The following is a 15,668-nucleotide window of genomic DNA, read 5'->3' as shown; positions in this document are numbered from 1 at the left end:
CGCCAACGACGAGTTCTTCGCCCAGCGCGAGAACCTCCTGGTCAGGGAGCGTGCGGTCTTCGACCCGGAGCACTTCGGCCACAAGGGCAAGATCATGGACGGCTGGGAGACCCGCCGCCGCCGCGGCGCGGACGCCGCCCATCCCTTCCCGGCCCCCGACGAGCACGACTGGGCGCTGATCCGCCTCGGCGCCCCCGGCATCATCCGCGGCCTCGTCGTCGACACCGCCCACTTCCGCGGCAACTACCCGCAGCGCGTCTCGGTCCAGGCGGCATCGGTGCAGGGCTCGCCCGGCCCCGAAGCGCTCCTCGCCGACGACGTCAAGTGGGACGAGATCGTCCCGCCGACCCCCGTACGCGGCCACGCCGCCAACGGCTTCGAGATCACCGGCGGCCGCCGCTACACCCACCTGCGCCTCTGCCAGCACCCCGACGGCGGCATCGCCCGCCTCCGGGTGCACGGCGAGGTGGTCCCCGACCCGGCCTGGCTCGCGGCACTCGGCACGTTCGACCTGCTCTCGGTCCTGAACGGCGGCAGCTACGAGGACGCCTCCGACCGCTTCTACTCCTCGCCGACCCAGATCATCCTGCTCGGCACCTCCCGCAAGATGGACGACGGCTGGGAGAACCGCCGCCGCCGCGTCCGTGACACCAACGACTGGGTGCGCTTCCGGCTGCCCGCCCAAGGCGCGGTCCGCGCGGTCGAGATCGACACGGCCTACCTCAAGGGGAACGCGGCCGGCTGGATCGCCCTCCAGGGCCGCAACGGCGAGACGGGCGAGTGGTTCGAGATCGTCCCCCGCACCAGGCTCCAGCCCGACACCGCGCACCGCTTCCCGCTCCGCGCCCAGGCCGTGGTCACCCACGTCCGCCTGGACGCCTTCCCCGACGGCGGTGTGGCGCGGATGCGCCTGCACGGCTCACTGACGGAGTCCGGCGCGGCCGCACTGGCCGCCCGCTACGAGGAGTCGGGCGCGTAGTTCCGCCCGGCACCCCCCGCTCCCGCCCGGCGGACGGCTGCGCTGCTGCGCCTGCCCGCCGGGCGGTTTCCAAGAGGGCTACGCGGTCGTTGCCGCCGCGTCCGCCGCACGGGCCCTCAGCGCCCGCTCCACACCCGAACGGGACTCCGACATCAGCCGGCGCAGGGCCGCGCTCGGCTCGGCCGAGGCCAGCCAGGCGTCCGTGGCGTCCAGGGTCTCCTGCGAGACCTGGAGCGCCGGGTACAGACCGATGGCGACCTGCTGGGCCATCTCGTGGCTGCGCGAGTCCCAGACGTCCTTCACCGCGGTGAAGAACTTCTCCGTGTACGGAGCCAGCAGCTCGTGCTGGTCGGTCTGGACGAAGCCGTCGATGACCGCCTCCTGGAGGGAGTTCGGCAGCTTGTCGGACTCGACGACCGAGGCCCACGCCTCCGCCTTCGCCTCCTGGGAGGGACGCGCCGCACGGGCGGACGCCGCGTGGCGCTCGCCCGCCGCCGTCCGGTCGCGCTCGTACTCGGCGGCGATCTCGTCCTCGTCCAGCAGCCCCGTCGCGGCGAGCCGCTGGACGAAGGCCCAGCGCAGCTCGGTGTCCACGGCCAGGCCCTCGATCGCCTCGGTGCCGTCGAGCAGCGACTGGAGCAGATCGAGCTGCTGGGGGTTGCGGGCCGTGGCCGCGAAGGCACGGGCCCAGGCCAGCTGGTGGTCGCTGCCCGGCTCCGCCGCGCGCAGGTGCGCGAGCGTCGCCTCGGTCCACTGGGTCAGCCCCGCCTCACGCCACTGGGGCGCCGAGTACAGGTCCAGCGCCATCTTCACCTGGCGGTGCAGCGACTGGACGACGCCGATGTCCGACTCCTTGCCGACACCGGACAGGACGAGCGACAGGTAGTCCCGCGTGGCCAGCTCGCCGTCCCGGGTCATGTCCCAGGCGGAGGCCCAGCACAGGGCGCGCGGGAGCGACTCGGCGAAGTCGCCCAGGTGCTCCGTGACGACCCGCAGCGACTCCTCGTCGAGCCGGACCTTCGCGTACGACAGGTCGTCGTCGTTGAGCAGGACCACGGCGGGACGGGCGGCGCCGGCCGGGAACGGCACGGTGGTGCGCTCGCCGTCGACGTCCAGCTCGATCCGGTCCGTACGGACCAGCTTCCCGGCCGCGTCGAGCTCGTAGCAGCCGATGGCGATCCGGTGCGGGCGCAGCGTCGGCTCGCCCTTCGCCCCGGCGGGCAGGGCGGGCGCCTCCTGGAGCACGGTGAACGAGGTGACACGGCCGTCGCCGTCCGTCTCGATCTCCGGGCGCAGGATGTTGATGCCGGCCGTCTCCAGCCACGCCTTCGACCAGGTCCTCAGATCGCGGCCGGAGGTCTCCTCCAGCGCGCCCAGCAGGTCCGACAGCTGGGTGTTGCCGAAGGCGTGTGCCTTGAAGTAGGCCTGGACGCCCTTGAAGAACTCGTCCATGCCGACGTACGCCACCAGCTGCTTCAGGACCGAGGCGCCCTTGGCGTACGTGATGCCGTCGAAGTTGACCAGGACGTCGTCCAGGTCACGGATGTCGGCCATGATCGGGTGCGTCGAGGGCAGCTGGTCCTGCCGGTACGCCCAGGTCTTCATGGTGTTGGCGAACGTGGTCCAGGAGTGCGGCCACGCCGAGCCCTCGGCGTACGCCAGGCAGGCGATCGAGGTGTAGGTGGCGAACGACTCGTTCAGCCACAGGTCGTTCCACCATTCCATGGTGACGAGGTCGCCGAACCACATGTGGGCCAGCTCGTGGGCGATGACCATGCCGCGGACCTGGCGCTCGGTGTCGGTGACGGCGGAGCGGTAGATGAATTCGTCGCGGAAGGTGACGAGGCCGGGGTTCTCCATGGCGCCCGCGTTGAATTCGGGGACGAAGGCCTGGTCGTAGGAGTCGAAGGGGTAGGGCTCGTCGAACTTCTCCTGGAACCGGTCGAAGCAGGCGCGGGTGATGTCGAGGATCTCCTCGGCGTCGGTGTCGAGGTGGGGGGCGAGGGAGCGGCGGCAGTGGATGCCGAAGGGCAGTCCGGCGTGTTCGGTGGTCACGGAGTGCCAGGGGCCGGCGGCGACGGCAACGAGGTAGGTGGAGATCGGCGGTGTGGGGGCGATGGTCCAGCGGCCGTCCCCGGTGTGCTGGGCGGTGCCGTTGCCGAGGACGGTCCAGCCTTCGGGGGCGGTGACGGTGAGGGCGAAGACGGATTTGAGGTCGGGCTGGTCGAACGCGGCGAAGACGCGCTGGACGTCCTCCATGAAGAGCTGGGTGTAGACGTAGGTCTCGTTGTCGGTGGGGTCGGTGAAGCGGTGCATGCCTTCGCCGGTGCGGGAGTAGCGCATGGCGGCGTCGATGCGGAGTTCGTGTTCGCCGCTGGTCAGGGAGGTGAGCGGGAACCGGTTGCCGTCGAGGTCCGCGGGGTCGAGTGGGTGCCCGTCGAGGCTGATCGAGCGCAGGGTGGCGGGCTTGATCTCGACGAAGGTGTCGCCGTCCGCGAGGGCGGTGAACCGGATGAGGGTGCGGGAGTCGAAGGTCTCCTCCCCCGCGGTCAGATCGAGGTCGATCGTGTACCGCTGTACGTCGAGGAACTGGGCTCGGGTCTGCGCTTCATCGCGCATCAGTACGGACATGGGCCCATGCTGCCGTATGCGGTGCGCGCTGTGCAGGCGGGTTCGCGGCGGGCTGAGCGGGTTCGTGACCGGTCCTTCGAGGGCTTACGGCCTTGGGGGAATTGAGGCCGGGGCGTGCTGTCCCGGCGGTTTGGCCGGCGGGTGATCAGCGGGCCGTGGTGCGGACGGGCACGAGTCCGGTGCTCGTGCGACGTCAGGTCGCTCGTCGGGCTGCGCGGTCGGGGACGGCCCCCGCGTCCGCGTCACGCCCCTCGCCGGTGTGTGTCCTCGCCTCGACCGCCCTCACATCGGTACCCCCACGTTCTGGTCACGTCAGCCTGGCCAGACCGTGGTTGAGTTCGACGACATTGACGCGTTCCTGACCCAGAAATCCGAGTACGCGTCCCTGGACGTGTCGGGCAACCAGTGTCTTGACCTTGGCGGGGGCGAGATGGCGGGCCTTCGCGACGCGGTCCACCTGTTCGTAGGCGTACGCCGGGGAGATCGCCGGGTCGAGACCCGAGCCGCTGGCGGTGACGGCGTCCGCGGGGACGGACGCGGGCTGGACCCCGTCGAAGGCGGCGACGGCGGCGCGGCGGTCCTTGACGGTCTTGATCAGGTCGGTGTTGTTCGGGCCCAGATTCGAGGCACCGGAGATCGTGGGGTCGTAGCCGCCGGCGGACGGGCGGGGCTGGAACCACTTGGGGTCGGGGCGCAGTGTCTCCTTCTCGTCCTGGGGATTCTTCTTCGGCAGGGAGAAGTTCTGGCCGATCAGGCTGGAGGCCACCGGCGTGCCGTTCGTCGTCAGCAGGGAGCCGTTGGCCCGGTCGGAGAGACCGGCCTGGGAGATGCCGGTGACGAGCAGCGGATAGGCGATGCCGGTGATCACGGTGAGGGCCAGCAGCATCCGCAAGGCGGTCAGATGGTGCTGGAGTACGGGGGGAAGGTGGGCGCACACCCTGGGATCGCCTTCTTCTCTCGTCGGACGTCTGTCAGCGCAGGCCGGGGATGAACTGGATGAGGAGATCGAGCAGCTTGATGCTGACGAAGGGCAGTACCAGCCCGCCGAGCCCGTACATCCAGATGTTGCGGCTGAGCAGTGTCGCTGCGGAGGACGGCCGGTAGCGCACGCCGCGCAGCGCCAGCGGGATCAGAGCGATGATGATCAGTGCGTTGAAGACGATCGCGGAGGCGATCGCCGAGGTCGGGCTGTGCAGTCGCATGATGTTGAGCTTGTCCAGGCCCGGGTAGACCACCGCGAACATGGCCGGGATGATCGCGAAGTACTTCGCGACATCGTTGGCGATGGAGAACGTCGTCAGCGCACCACGGGTGATCAGGAGCTGCTTGCCGATCTCGACGATCTCGATCAGCTTGGTCGGGTCGGAGTCCAGGTCCACCATGTTCCCGGCCTCCTTGGCGGCCGAGGTGCCGGTGTTCATGGCCACGCCGACATCCGCCTGGGCGAGCGCCGGGGCGTCGTTCGTGCCGTCGCCGGTCATCGCGACGAGTTTGCCGCCCGCCTGCTCGCGCTTGATGAGGGCCATCTTGTCCTCGGGCGTGGCCTCGGCGAGGAAGTCGTCGACCCCCGCCTCCTCGGCGATGGCGCGCGCGGTCAGCGGGTTGTCGCCAGTGATCATGACGGTCTTGATGCCCATGCGGCGCAGTTCGTCGAAGCGCTCGCGCATGCCTGCCTTGACGACGTCCTTGAGGTGGATGACGCCGAGGATCCGGGCGCCGGGCGCGTCGCCGTGCCGGGTCACTTCGCCGACGACCAGCGGGGTGCCGCCGCTCGCGGAGATGCCGTCGACGATGCCGCCGACCTCTGCCGTGGGTTGGCCGCCGTTGTCACGGACCCAGCGCATCACTGCCGTCGCCGCTCCCTTGCGCAAAGACAGCTTCTCCTGAGGACCGTTGAGATCGACTCCGCTCATCCGGCTCTGAGCGGTGAAGGGTACGAACCGTGCCTGGGCCAGTTCTCCCTCGCTGCGGCCGCGTAGCGCGTACCGCCGCTTGGCGAGGACGACGATCGAGCGGCCCTCGGGTGTCTCGTCGGCGATTGACGACAGCTGCGAGGCATCCGCGAGTTCCTCGATACTCACCCCGCCCACCGGCAGGAACTCGGCGGCCTGGCGGTTGCCGAGGGTGATGGTGCCGGTCTTGTCGAGCAGGAGGGTGTTCACGTCGCCCGCGGCCTCCACCGCACGCCCGGACATCGCCAGCACGTTGCGCTGCACGAGCCGGTCCATGCCTGCGATGCCGATCGCCGAGAGCAGTGCACCGATCGTCGTGGGGATGAGGGCCACCACGAGGGAGACGAGGACGACGATGGTCTGCTCCGCCCCGGCGAAGACGGCGAAGGGCTGCAGGGTCGCCACCGTGATCAGGAAGATGATCGTGAGGGATGCCAGCAGGATGTTGAGCGCGATCTCGTTCGGCGTCTTCTGCCGCGCGGCCCCCTCCACGAGTGCGATCATCCGGTCGATGAAGGTCTCCCCCGGCTTCGAGGTGATCTTCACGACGATCCGGTCCGAGAGCACTTTGGTACCGCCCGTGACCGCCGACCGGTCGCCACCCGATTCGCGGATCACCGGCGCCGACTCGCCCGTGATGGCCGATTCGTCGACGCTCGCGATGCCCTCGACCACATCTCCGTCGCCGGGGATGGTCTGCCCGGCCTCGACGACGACGTGATCACCCAGACGGAGAGCGGCGCCCGGAACCTCCTGCTCCGCGGCGTCGGTCGCGCCTGGCCGCCAGCCCGTGAGACGGCGAGCCGTCGTCGTCGTCCTGGCCCGGCGGAGAGTCTCCGCCTGGGCCTTGCCGCGTCCCTCGGCCACTGCTTCGGCGAGGTTGGCGAAGACGGATGTCAGCCAGAGCCATCCCGTGATCACCCAGGCGAAGACGCTGGGCGCCCGGATGGCCGACAGCGTGGTCAGCACCGCCCCGACCTCCACCACGAACATGACGGGGTTGCGGACCATCGCCCGCGGATCCAGCTTGCGCAGGGCGTCGGGGAAGGACGTCAGAAGCTGCCGGGGATCGAGCAGTCCGCCCGGGACCCGGTGCTGCTGACGCCCGGCACCGGGCGGGGTGGGAGCGGGAGCGGCGGTCGTGGACATCAGTGCAGGCCCTCCGCCAGGGGTCCGAGCGCGAGCGCGGGGAAGTAGGTCAGACCGACAACGATGAGGATCACTGCGGTCAACAGCCCGACGAACTGCGGCCGGTGAGTGGGCAGGGTGCCCGCGGTGACGGGAACAGGTTGTTGCTCTGCGAGCGAGCCGGCGAGCGCCAGGACGAACACCATGGGCAGGAACCGGCCGACGAGCATGACCACACCAAGTGTGGTGTTGTACCAGACGGTGTTCACGCTCAGCCCTGCGAACGCCGAGCCGTTGTTGTTCGCAGCCGACGCGAAGGCGTACAAGACCTCGGAGAAGCCGTGCGGACCGGAATTGAGCATGGCCGCCCTCTCCCCCGGGAGCGCCATCGCCAGCCCCGCCCCCACCAGTGCGACCGCGGGCGTGGTCAGGATGTAGAGCGAGGCGAACTTCATCTCCCGGCCCCGGAGTTTCTTGCCCAGGTACTCGGGTGTCCGGCCGACCATCAGTCCGGCGACGAAGACCGCGACGATCGCCAGGATCAGGATCCCGTAGAGCCCGGACCCGGCGCCGCCGGGCGCGATCTCCCCCAGCATCATGTTGAAGATCGTCATTCCGCCGCCGCCCGGCGTGTACGAGTCGTGGGAGGAGTTGACCGCTCCGCACGACGTGAGGGTGGTGGACACGGCGAACAGGGCCGAGGCCCAGATCCCGTACCGCGTCTCCTTGCCCTCCATCATTCCGCCGGCCGCGTGACCGGCGGTGCTGCTGACGCTGTGCAGCTCGTTGGCGGTGACGATGGCGACCGACGCGCCCCAGATCAATGCCATCACGGCGACGATGGCGTATCCCTGGCGGTGGTCGCCGACCATCGTCCCGAAAGTCCGCGGGAGCGAGAACGCGATGACCAGCATGAGGTAGATCTCGATCAGGTTGGTGAAGGCGTTGGGGTTCTCGAAGGGGTGCGCGGAGTTCGCGTTGTAGAAACCACCGCCGTTGGTGCCCAGTTCCTTGATGGACTCCTGGGAGGCGACGGGGCCTCCGGTCAGGCCCTGGTGCCCGCCCGCGATGGTGGTGATGTCGTGGACTCCGTGGAAATTCTGAACGGTACCGGCAGCCACCAGAACGATCGCGAAGACGAAAGCCACTGGCAGCAGAACGCGAAGCACAATCCGTGTCAGGTCCACCCAGAAATTCCCGACGCGATCGGTCTTCTTCCGGTTGAAGCCCCGGATCAGCGCGGCGACGACGGCAATCCCCACGGCTGCGGAGACGAAGTTCTGCACCGCGAGGCCCGCCATCTGGACCAGATGCCCCATCGTCGACTCACCCGAATACGACTGCCAGTTGGTATTGGTGACGAAGGATGCCGCGGTGTTGAACGACTGGTCCGTGGCAATCGGCTTCATTCCCAGGGACAGCAGGAGATGGTTCTGCAGGCGCAGGAATGCGTACAGGAACAGTACCGATACGGCTGAGAAGGCCAGGATGCTCCGCAGGTAGACCGACCACTTCTGGTCGGCGTCGCCGTTCACTCCGCCTGCCCGGTAAACCAAGCGTTCAGCCCGCCCATGGTGATCAGCGGTCAGGACGCGGGCCATGTAGCAGCCCATCGGGCGAAATGAGAGACCTAGCGCGACCACCAGGGCAAGTACCTGGAGCCAGCCCGCGAGGGTGTCGTTCATCCGGGCTCTCTCCTAGAACTTCTCTGGGAAGATCAGGCAGATGACCAGGTAGATCACGAGGCAGGCGGCAACGATCAGGCCGACGATGTTTTCCATGTTCACAGGCGTCCGACCCCCTTGGCGGCCAGGCCGATGAGGGCGAACACCACTGCCGTGAGGCCGATGTACGCGATGTCCGACACCCGCGAAGCACCCCGCAAAGTCATGAGGGACGGGGCTTTTCGGGCCCTCCCGACTGGCATATGGAGTTGATCCGGAAACGAGATCAATTCATTTATGACGCTATATCAGTTGGCATCAGGATTGCCCTGCCACCCTGTACGCCGATGGGATGACGGTGACGTACGTGGATTCACTCGTTGCGGCCGGATGTCCCGCTGCCGCCGGGCGCGGAGCTCGGAAGAGTGAGCATCACCGAGAAACCGGGGCTCTCAGCGGCCGTCTCCAGGGTCCCGTCCATGGCCTCGGCCAAGTCGCGTGACAGCCGTACGGCCAGGCTGCCGGCCCTGGGCCCCGGAGCCCGGGAAGCCCCGGGGCCCGGTTCCGGGCCCCGGTCGGGCGTGCCGTCCTCCACCCGAATCATCACCCGGCCGACCTGGACCTCGGCGGTGACGACGGGGGGCCGGTCCGACGGGCTGTGACGCAATGCGTCGGCCCCCAAAGCGGTCAGCGCACGGGTGAGGAGAGCGGCGTCGGCGATCACGTCGGGCAGCTGTTCCGGCAGGCGCAGAATGATCGAGTGACCGCCGGGCCCGAGGTCGTCCAAGGCGGCGCCCAGCATCTCGTTGAGATCGACCGGGCGGAGGTAGAGATCGAGTGCCCCGGCGTGCAGACGGCTCACATCGTCGAGATCAGTGACCAGTTGCGCCGCACGGTGCACCGCCGCACGGGCAGCTTCCAACAACTGCGCCTCCTCCGGGACAGTCCCGCCGGCGCGTCGACTCCGCAGGCGCACGAGTGCTTCTTCGGCCGTGTGCAGCGGGGCACGCAGATCGCGTCCTGCCGCGAGAAGCAGGGATGCCCGGGTACGTTCGGCGTCAGCGAAGGTGTCCGTGCCACCGGAACACCCGGCGATCCGCCCTCGCGCATGTGCCAGCCCCAGTTCGGCGGCGCACGCAGCGAGGACGCGTTGGTCCTGCGTACTCAGTCCTGAGCCGCGCGCGGCCAGCGTGAGATTGTCGTCGACGGGGCTTTCCACATCCGCCTCGTAGGGCTTTTCCGGTGGCCGCTCCCCGGCGCTGGCGACCACGTACCAGCGGGGCACGGGAGATGCTTCCGGGTCCCTTTCGAGCAGGCTGATCGCACGGAGACCGAAGTTCTCCCGGATCTGCTCCACCAGTGCCGTCAGGTCCTGGCCACGCATCATGGCGGCGGCCAGACGGCTCAGCGCTCTCGCCTCAGATGTCGCGCGTACCGCCTGGTGCGTACGCTGAGCAGCCGTTCCCGCTGCCGTGCCGACGAGAGCGGCCGTGGCAAGGAACACCACGAGCGCGGCAATCGCGTCCGGGCGCTCGATGGCCAGCGAGTGCACCGGTGCGGTGAAGTAGTAGTCGGCGAGCAGTGCCGCGGCGATTGCGGCGAGCAACGCGGGGCAGAGCCCTCCGACCAGGGCGACCACGACGACGGCGAGCAGATAGATCACCAGGTCGCTGGAGAGGCCGAGGTGGCCACGCACCGCGGTCAGCAGGAGCGTCAGTACAGGCAGCAGCACCACGGCCCCGACCAGCGCAGCCCAGTACCGTCTCGGGCCCGTGCCACGGCTCGGATGCGGAAGCCTCGACGCAGCAGCCCCTGCCGCCTCCCCATGGGTGACGATGTGCACGTCGATGGGGCCGGACCCCTTGATCGTCCGCTCTCCCACACCTGCTCTCAGGAGGGAGGCGAGGCGACCGTGCCGGCTCGCGCCCAGCACGATCTGGGTGACGTTCTCCGCCTCGGCGAACTGGAGCAGGGCATCGGCAACGTCCTCGCCGGTGGTCTGGTGGTAGCTGCCGCCGAGCGACTCCACAAGAGTGCGCTGGGCGTCCAGTACTGCCGGGTCGACGTCGGCGAGTCCGTCCTCCCGGACCACGTGGAGGGCCAGCAACTCGGTGCCGGGGGTACGAGCGCTGATCCGCGCGGCACGGCGGATCACTGTCTCGCCCTCCGGCCCGCCGCTCAGGGACACCAGGATGCGCTCCCGGGTCTCCCAGGGAGCGACGATGCCATGTTCCGCGCGGTAGCGCTGCAGCCCTTCCTCCACCCGGTCGGCCAGCCACAGCAAGGCGATTTCGCGCAGGGCGGTGAGGTTACCGACCCGGAAGTAGTGAGTGAGGGCGGACTCGATGCGGTCCGGGGCATAGATGTCGCCATGGACCAGGCGGCGGCGGAGCACCTCCGGTGGCAGGTCGACCAGTTCGATCTGGTCGGCCCGGCGGGCCACCTCGTCGGGCAGGGTCTCCTGCTGGGTGACCCCCGTGATTTGCCGTACCACGTCGTTGAGGGACTCCAGGTGCTGGACATTGAGCGTGGTGACGACATCGACGCCGGCGTCCAGGAGCTCCTCCACGTCCTGCCACCGCTTGGCGTTGCGGGCCCCCGGAACGTTGGAGTGGGCCAGCTCGTCGACCAGCGCGACCTGGGGACGGCGGGCCAGCACCGCGTCGAGATCCATCTCGGTGAAGAGCGCACCGCGGTGGCTCAGCGTACGGCGGGCTGTCGCCTCCAGACCGTCGGCCATGGCCGCGGTCGGCCGACGCCCGTGCGGCTCGACGAAGCCGACGACCACATCCGTGCCCCGCGCACGCAACCGCTGCCCCTCGGCAAGCATGGCGTACGTCTTCCCGACCCCGGGGGCGGCCCCGAGGTAGATCCGCAACCGTCCACGTGCCACTGGCGGACTCCTGCCCAGGTCACCCCCCATGTCGTGTTCGCGCCCTTCCATGGTGCGCCCGTCAGAGCCGTTCCACTCGACGACACCTGCGATGGCGGCGGAGATGTTCGGCGGTTGTCGGCGCCGGGCCCGCAACGCCTGGACGACCAGCGGACCATGGGTCCAACGCCGGGTCCGGATCACCGCTGAGCAGTTCATTGGCCTCGGCCCGATCCTGGCCGGCGTCGTCCGCGCGGCGGGAGGCAGCCTCGCGGCGGTGTTCGTGATGCTGGGGACGTTGGCCGTGGTGGGCGCGGCGGTGGCGGGGACCCTGGCCGGGGAGACGGCGGACCGCCCGCTGGGGGAGATCGCGCCCTGAGCGGCGACGACCGGGGCGGACCCGGCGCCGCTCAGGCCCTCGTGCCGGCCGTTCCGTTCGCCGATTCGTCGGCGATGCGTTCGTGGTGGCGGATGACCTCGGCCACGATGAAGTTCAGCAGCTTCTCGGCGAACGCCGGGTCCAGGTGGGCGCTCTCGGCGAGTTGGCGCAGCCGGGCGATCTGGCGGCCCTCGCGCGCCGGGTCGGCCGGGGGGAGCTGGTGGGCGGCCTTGAGGTGGCCCACCTGCTGGGTGCACTTGAAGCGCTCGGCGAGCATGTGGACAACTGCCGCGTCGATGTTGTCGATGCTCTCGCGCAGCCGGTTCAGCTCGGTGCCTACGGAATCGTCGATGTCGCTCGTGGTCATGGTCGTCGAGCTTAGGGCCTGTCCGGCGGAGCGGACTACGAAGTGATCGTGGGCGGGTGGTCGGGGTCCGGCACCCGGTCGCTCCAGCCGCCCGGCACACTGCGCCCCTGCTGCTCGCGGAAGCGGACCGGGGCGGTGCCGACGCGGCGGGCGAACAGGCGGGAGAAGTACGCCGGATCGTCGTACCCGACGCGGCGGGCGACGGCCGCGACCGGCAGATCGCTGGTGGCGAGGAGCTCCTTGGCACGGCCGAGCCGGATGCCGAGGAGGTAGTCCTTGGGGCTGCAGCCCGCACCGCGCCGGACGGCCGTGCGCAGTTCGGCGGGTGTCATGCCGTGCCGGGCGGCGTGCTCGGCGACGGAGAGCGGCTGGAACGCGTCCCGCGTCATGGCCTGGAGCACCGGGTCGCCGTCGGGGCTGACATCGGCGCGGGCCCGGCGCAGCGCGACGAGCAGCTCATGGACGGCCGCACCGGTCTCCACCTCCAGCAGCGGGTTCCCGCGCCGCGCCGCCCGCACCATCCGGCCGATGGCGGCCCGCGGCGCCGCCGTGTCGGAGAGCGGGACCAGCGGGCGGTCCGGCTCGATGTAGCCGAGCTCGGTGTACGTGGTGGTGGCGGGGCCGGTGAAGTCGACGAAGCTCTCGTCCCAGCCGGTGGCCGGGTCGGCGCCGTAGTGGTGCGGGGTGCCCGGGGTCAGCCAGATCAGGCTGGGCCCGGTGATCGGCATCCGCCGCCCGTCCGGCCCGGCGAACCAGCCGCTGCCCGAGTTGATGACCACGGCCACGTGGTGGTCCAGGGTGCGGGGCCCGACGGTGGGCAGCGCGCCGTGCTGGAGGCCCACCCCGAGGCAGACCAGGCCGAGGCGGTGGTGGAGCGGGCTCGGGGTGAAGAAGCGCATCCAGGTGTGGTACATCGGCTTTCGCTCCCCGGTTCTCGCGTCGTGCGCCGACAGCGATGTGCTGCGTCCAAACAGCAATGATCTTTGTCCATGGACCGGCCGCACGCCAGGGGGTGAGGCTGGGTCGCGACATTCCTCCCGGGTCAGCCCGCTCCGTCACACGTGCCGCATTCCGGCCGTACCGGTCGCGGAGCACGGCACTCCGGGACCGCCCGCACAGGAGAGAACGAGCACGATGGCTGACTTCACGGTGGGCGACGACGACCACTTCCGGCTCGACGGGCGGCCCGTACGGCTGCTGTCGGGCGCCCTGCACTACTTCCGGGTGCACGAGGCGCAGTGGGACCACCGGCTGTCGATGCTGCGGGCGATGGGCCTGAACTGTGTCGAGACGTACGTGCCGTGGAATCTGCACGAACCGCAGCCGGGCAGGTTCCACGACGTGGCGGCGCTGGGCCGCTTCCTGGACGCGGCCCAGCGGGCCGGCCTGTGGGCGATCGTCCGCCCGGGTCCGTACATCTGCGCGGAGTGGGAGAACGGTGGTCTGCCGGTCTGGGTGACCGGAGGGTTCGGGCGCCGGGTGCGGACCCGCGACGCCGGCTATCTGGGCGCGGTGCGACGTTGGTTCGCCGAGCTGCTGCCCCAGGTCGTGGAGCGGCAGATCGACCGCGGCGGCCCGGTGATCATGGTCCAGGCGGAGAACGAGTACGGCAGTTACGGCACCGATCAGGTCTATCTGCGGCAGGTGGCCGCGATGCTCGTCGAGTACGGCGTGAGCGTCCCGCTGTTCACCTCCGACGGGCCGGAGGACCACATGCTCACGGGCGGCTCGGTGCCCGGTCTGCTCGCCACGGCGAACTTCGGCTCGGGGGCGCGCGAGGCGTTCCGGGTGCTCCGGCGTCACCGGGACGCGGGCCCGCTGATGTGCATGGAGTTCTGGTGCGGCTGGTTCGAGCACTGGGGCGCGCCGCCGGTCGTACGCGATCCGGCCCAGGCCGCCGAGGCGCTGCGGGAGATCCTGGAGTGCGGGGCGTCGGTCAACATCTACATGGCGCACGGCGGGACGAACTTCGGCGGCTGGGCGGGCGCCAACCGCTCGGGCCCGCTCCAGGACCAGGAGCTCCTGCCGACGGTGACGTCGTACGACTACGACGCGCCGGTCGACGAGTACGGGCGGCCCACGGAGAAGTTCTGGCTGCTGCGGAAGGTCCTCGCCGAGTACGCGGACGGACCGCTGCCCGAACTGCCCGACGAGCCCGCCGGACTCGCCGCCCCGCTGCGGGCCGCGCTGACCGGCTGGGCGCCGCTGCAGGACGTCATGGAGGCACTCGGCGACGAGGAGCGGCCGGAGTCCGGTGTTCCTCCCACGTTCGAGGAGCTCGGCGTCGACCGCGGCCTGGTGCGCTACCGGGTCTGCGTCCCGGGTCCCCGACAGCCGTACACCCTGGGGGTGTCGGGCCTGAGGGACCGGGCGGTGGTGTACGTGGACGGTGTCCGCAGGGGCGTCCTGAGCGAGGAGGACGGCACCCTCGACGAGCCGGTGGCCGGGCCCGCCGAGGTCGAGCTGTGGGTGGAGTCGCTGGGCCGGGTCAACTACGGGCCGCGCCTCGGCGAGCCCAAGGGGATCACCGGGGGTGTGCTGCACGAGCGCCAGTTCCTGCACGGCGTACGGGCGCGGGCGCTGCGGCTCGACGCGTTCGAGGACGCGGCGGCGGTGGCCGGCGTCCCGTTCGTCCCGGTCGACGGGTCCGGGCGCAGCGGCCTGTACCGGGGGTCCTTCGAGCTCGCGGACACGGACGGCACCGGGCACGCGGGTCTTGAACTGCCGGGCTGGACGCGCGGGTTCGTCTGGGTGAACGGGTTCTGCCTCGGGCGGTACTGGTCGGCGGGCCCGCAGCGGACGCTGTACGTACCGGGGCCGGTCCTGCGGGACGGCGTCAACGAGGTATGGGTGCTGGAGGTGGAGGACGCGGGCGCGCCCTACGCGGAGCTGGGACCGGGGCTGCCCGTCCGGACGGACACCGCTGCCGGTGCCGGCACCCCGGAGGATGCCCGCCCCTGAGGACCGCGACCCGGGCCGCTCGGTGCCGCCCCGGTTACAGTGGGCACAGCCGAGCGGCGCGGACGGGGGTGAGGGCGTGAGCGACAGCCCCCACGGCAGCCCGGTGGTGCACGGCTTCCCGCACCTCGCCACCGTCCGGTCGGCGATCACCGCGCTGTACCGGCGGCTGTCGTACGACGGTGTCCACCGTTTCGCGCCGAGCCTCCTCCCCGCCGACGCCGCCTTCGCCGACTCGGACGATCTGTATCTCGGCGCGCAGCGCGTGGCGCGGGCGATGGTGCAGCACCTGCGTCTGCCGGACGCCCGCATGGTCGTCGCGTTCCGGGCGATGGAACATGCGGGAAGCGTCGAACTCGCGGCCGGGCCGGAGTACTTCATCGAGCTCAACGACCGGTTCCGCACCCACCGCAGGGACATCGGCGCCGCGCTGTCGCACGAGGTCATGCACGTGCTGCTGCACCGGCTCGGCCTCCAGTTCCCGGGCACCCGCGACAACGAGATCCTCACCGACACCGCGGCCGCCTACCTGGGGGCGGGCTGGCTGCTGCTGGACGCGTTCCGGGAGGACGCCACCTCCAGCCAGAAGCTCGGCTACCTCACCCCTGAGGAGTTCGGGTACGTACTGGCCAAGCGGGCACTCGCCTTCGACGAGGACCCCTCGCCGTGGTTCACCAGCCCACAGGCCTACACGGCGTACACGAAGGGCCGGGCACAGGCCCTTCGTGTACGCCGTGT

At 70.3% G+C, this 15,668-nt stretch carries 11 protein-coding genes and 1 pseudogene; 4 read left to right on the top strand and 8 right to left on the bottom strand.

What is annotated here, in order from left to right:
* Positions 1 to 979 (top strand): allantoicase (gene alc, locus J1C73_RS12120; RefSeq protein ID WP_207316371.1); only part of this gene is annotated, 979 nt, incomplete at its 5' end.
* A 78-nt stretch (positions 980 to 1,057) separates the two neighbouring features.
* On the opposite strand, the gene pepN is transcribed toward alc, so the two are convergent.
* From pepN to J1C73_RS12090, 6 genes are all read right to left on the bottom strand, one after another.
* On the bottom strand, positions 1,058 to 3,610 hold the full coding sequence (pepN, locus tag J1C73_RS12115; RefSeq protein WP_207316370.1) for an aminopeptidase N: 2,553 nt from the start codon (positions 3,608 to 3,610) through the stop codon (positions 1,058 to 1,060).
* A 307-nt stretch (positions 3,611 to 3,917) separates the two neighbouring features.
* Complete coding sequence (gene kdpC, locus J1C73_RS12110; RefSeq protein ID WP_307797670.1) at positions 3,918 to 4,547, bottom strand: potassium-transporting ATPase subunit KdpC; 630 nt, start codon at positions 4,545 to 4,547, stop codon at positions 3,918 to 3,920.
* Positions 4,548 to 4,581: 34 nt separating this feature from the next.
* On the bottom strand, positions 4,582 to 6,711 hold the full coding sequence (gene kdpB / locus J1C73_RS12105; RefSeq protein WP_207316369.1) for a potassium-transporting ATPase subunit KdpB: 2,130 nt from the start codon (positions 6,709 to 6,711) through the stop codon (positions 4,582 to 4,584).
* The gene (gene kdpA / locus J1C73_RS12100; RefSeq protein ID WP_207316368.1) at positions 6,711 to 8,375 is read right to left on the bottom strand and encodes a potassium-transporting ATPase subunit KdpA; all 1,665 of its coding nucleotides are present in this window, start codon (positions 8,373 to 8,375) and stop codon (positions 6,711 to 6,713) included. The genes kdpB and kdpA overlap by 1 nt, the downstream gene beginning before the upstream one ends.
* Positions 8,376 to 8,387: 12 nt before the next feature.
* Positions 8,388 to 8,471 (bottom strand): K(+)-transporting ATPase subunit F, encoded by an 84-nt coding sequence (gene kdpF / locus J1C73_RS12095; protein WP_242644054.1) that lies wholly within the window; start codon positions 8,469 to 8,471, stop codon positions 8,388 to 8,390.
* 256 nt (positions 8,472 to 8,727) lie between these two features.
* Positions 8,728 to 11,247, bottom strand: a complete 2,520-nt coding sequence (locus J1C73_RS12090; RefSeq protein ID WP_207316366.1) for a sensor histidine kinase — start codon at positions 11,245 to 11,247, stop codon at positions 8,728 to 8,730.
* 49 nt (positions 11,248 to 11,296) lie between these two features.
* On the opposite strand from J1C73_RS12090, the gene J1C73_RS34745 reads away from it, so the two are divergent.
* Positions 11,297 to 11,605 carry a hypothetical protein gene (locus J1C73_RS34745; RefSeq protein WP_242644052.1) on the top strand — a complete coding sequence of 103 codons (309 nt, stop codon included), beginning with the start codon at positions 11,297 to 11,299 and terminating at the stop codon, positions 11,603 to 11,605.
* Between the two features lie 31 nt (positions 11,606 to 11,636).
* Here the strand turns inward: J1C73_RS34745 and J1C73_RS12080 are convergent, their stop codons facing one another.
* Both J1C73_RS12080 and J1C73_RS12075 read right to left on the bottom strand, forming a co-directional pair.
* Entirely contained in the window at positions 11,637 to 11,972 is a 336-nt protein-coding gene (locus J1C73_RS12080; RefSeq protein ID WP_123469428.1) for a chorismate mutase, read from the bottom strand.
* Between the two features lie 35 nt (positions 11,973 to 12,007).
* On the bottom strand, positions 12,008 to 12,886 hold the full coding sequence (locus J1C73_RS12075) for a helix-turn-helix domain-containing protein (protein ID WP_207316365.1): 879 nt from the start codon (positions 12,884 to 12,886) through the stop codon (positions 12,008 to 12,010).
* 220 nt (positions 12,887 to 13,106) lie between these two features.
* Here J1C73_RS12075 and J1C73_RS12070 point away from each other — a divergent pair, with 220 nt between their 5' ends.
* Both J1C73_RS12070 and J1C73_RS12065 read left to right on the top strand, forming a co-directional pair.
* A complete protein-coding gene (locus J1C73_RS12070) occupies positions 13,107 to 14,933 on the top strand; it encodes a glycoside hydrolase family 35 protein (protein WP_207316364.1) in 1,827 nt (608 codons plus the stop codon).
* A gap of 76 nt (positions 14,934 to 15,009) precedes the next feature.
* Positions 15,010 to 15,668 (top strand): annotated as a pseudogene (locus J1C73_RS12065) (hypothetical protein); the annotation flags it as partial.

Origin of the sequence: Streptomyces laculatispora (assembly GCF_017353455.1) — a bacterium.
Taxonomy (GTDB): Bacteria; Actinomycetota; Actinomycetes; order Streptomycetales; family Streptomycetaceae; genus Streptomyces; species Streptomyces laculatispora.
This window is presented reverse-complemented; position numbering and strand designations above follow the sequence as displayed.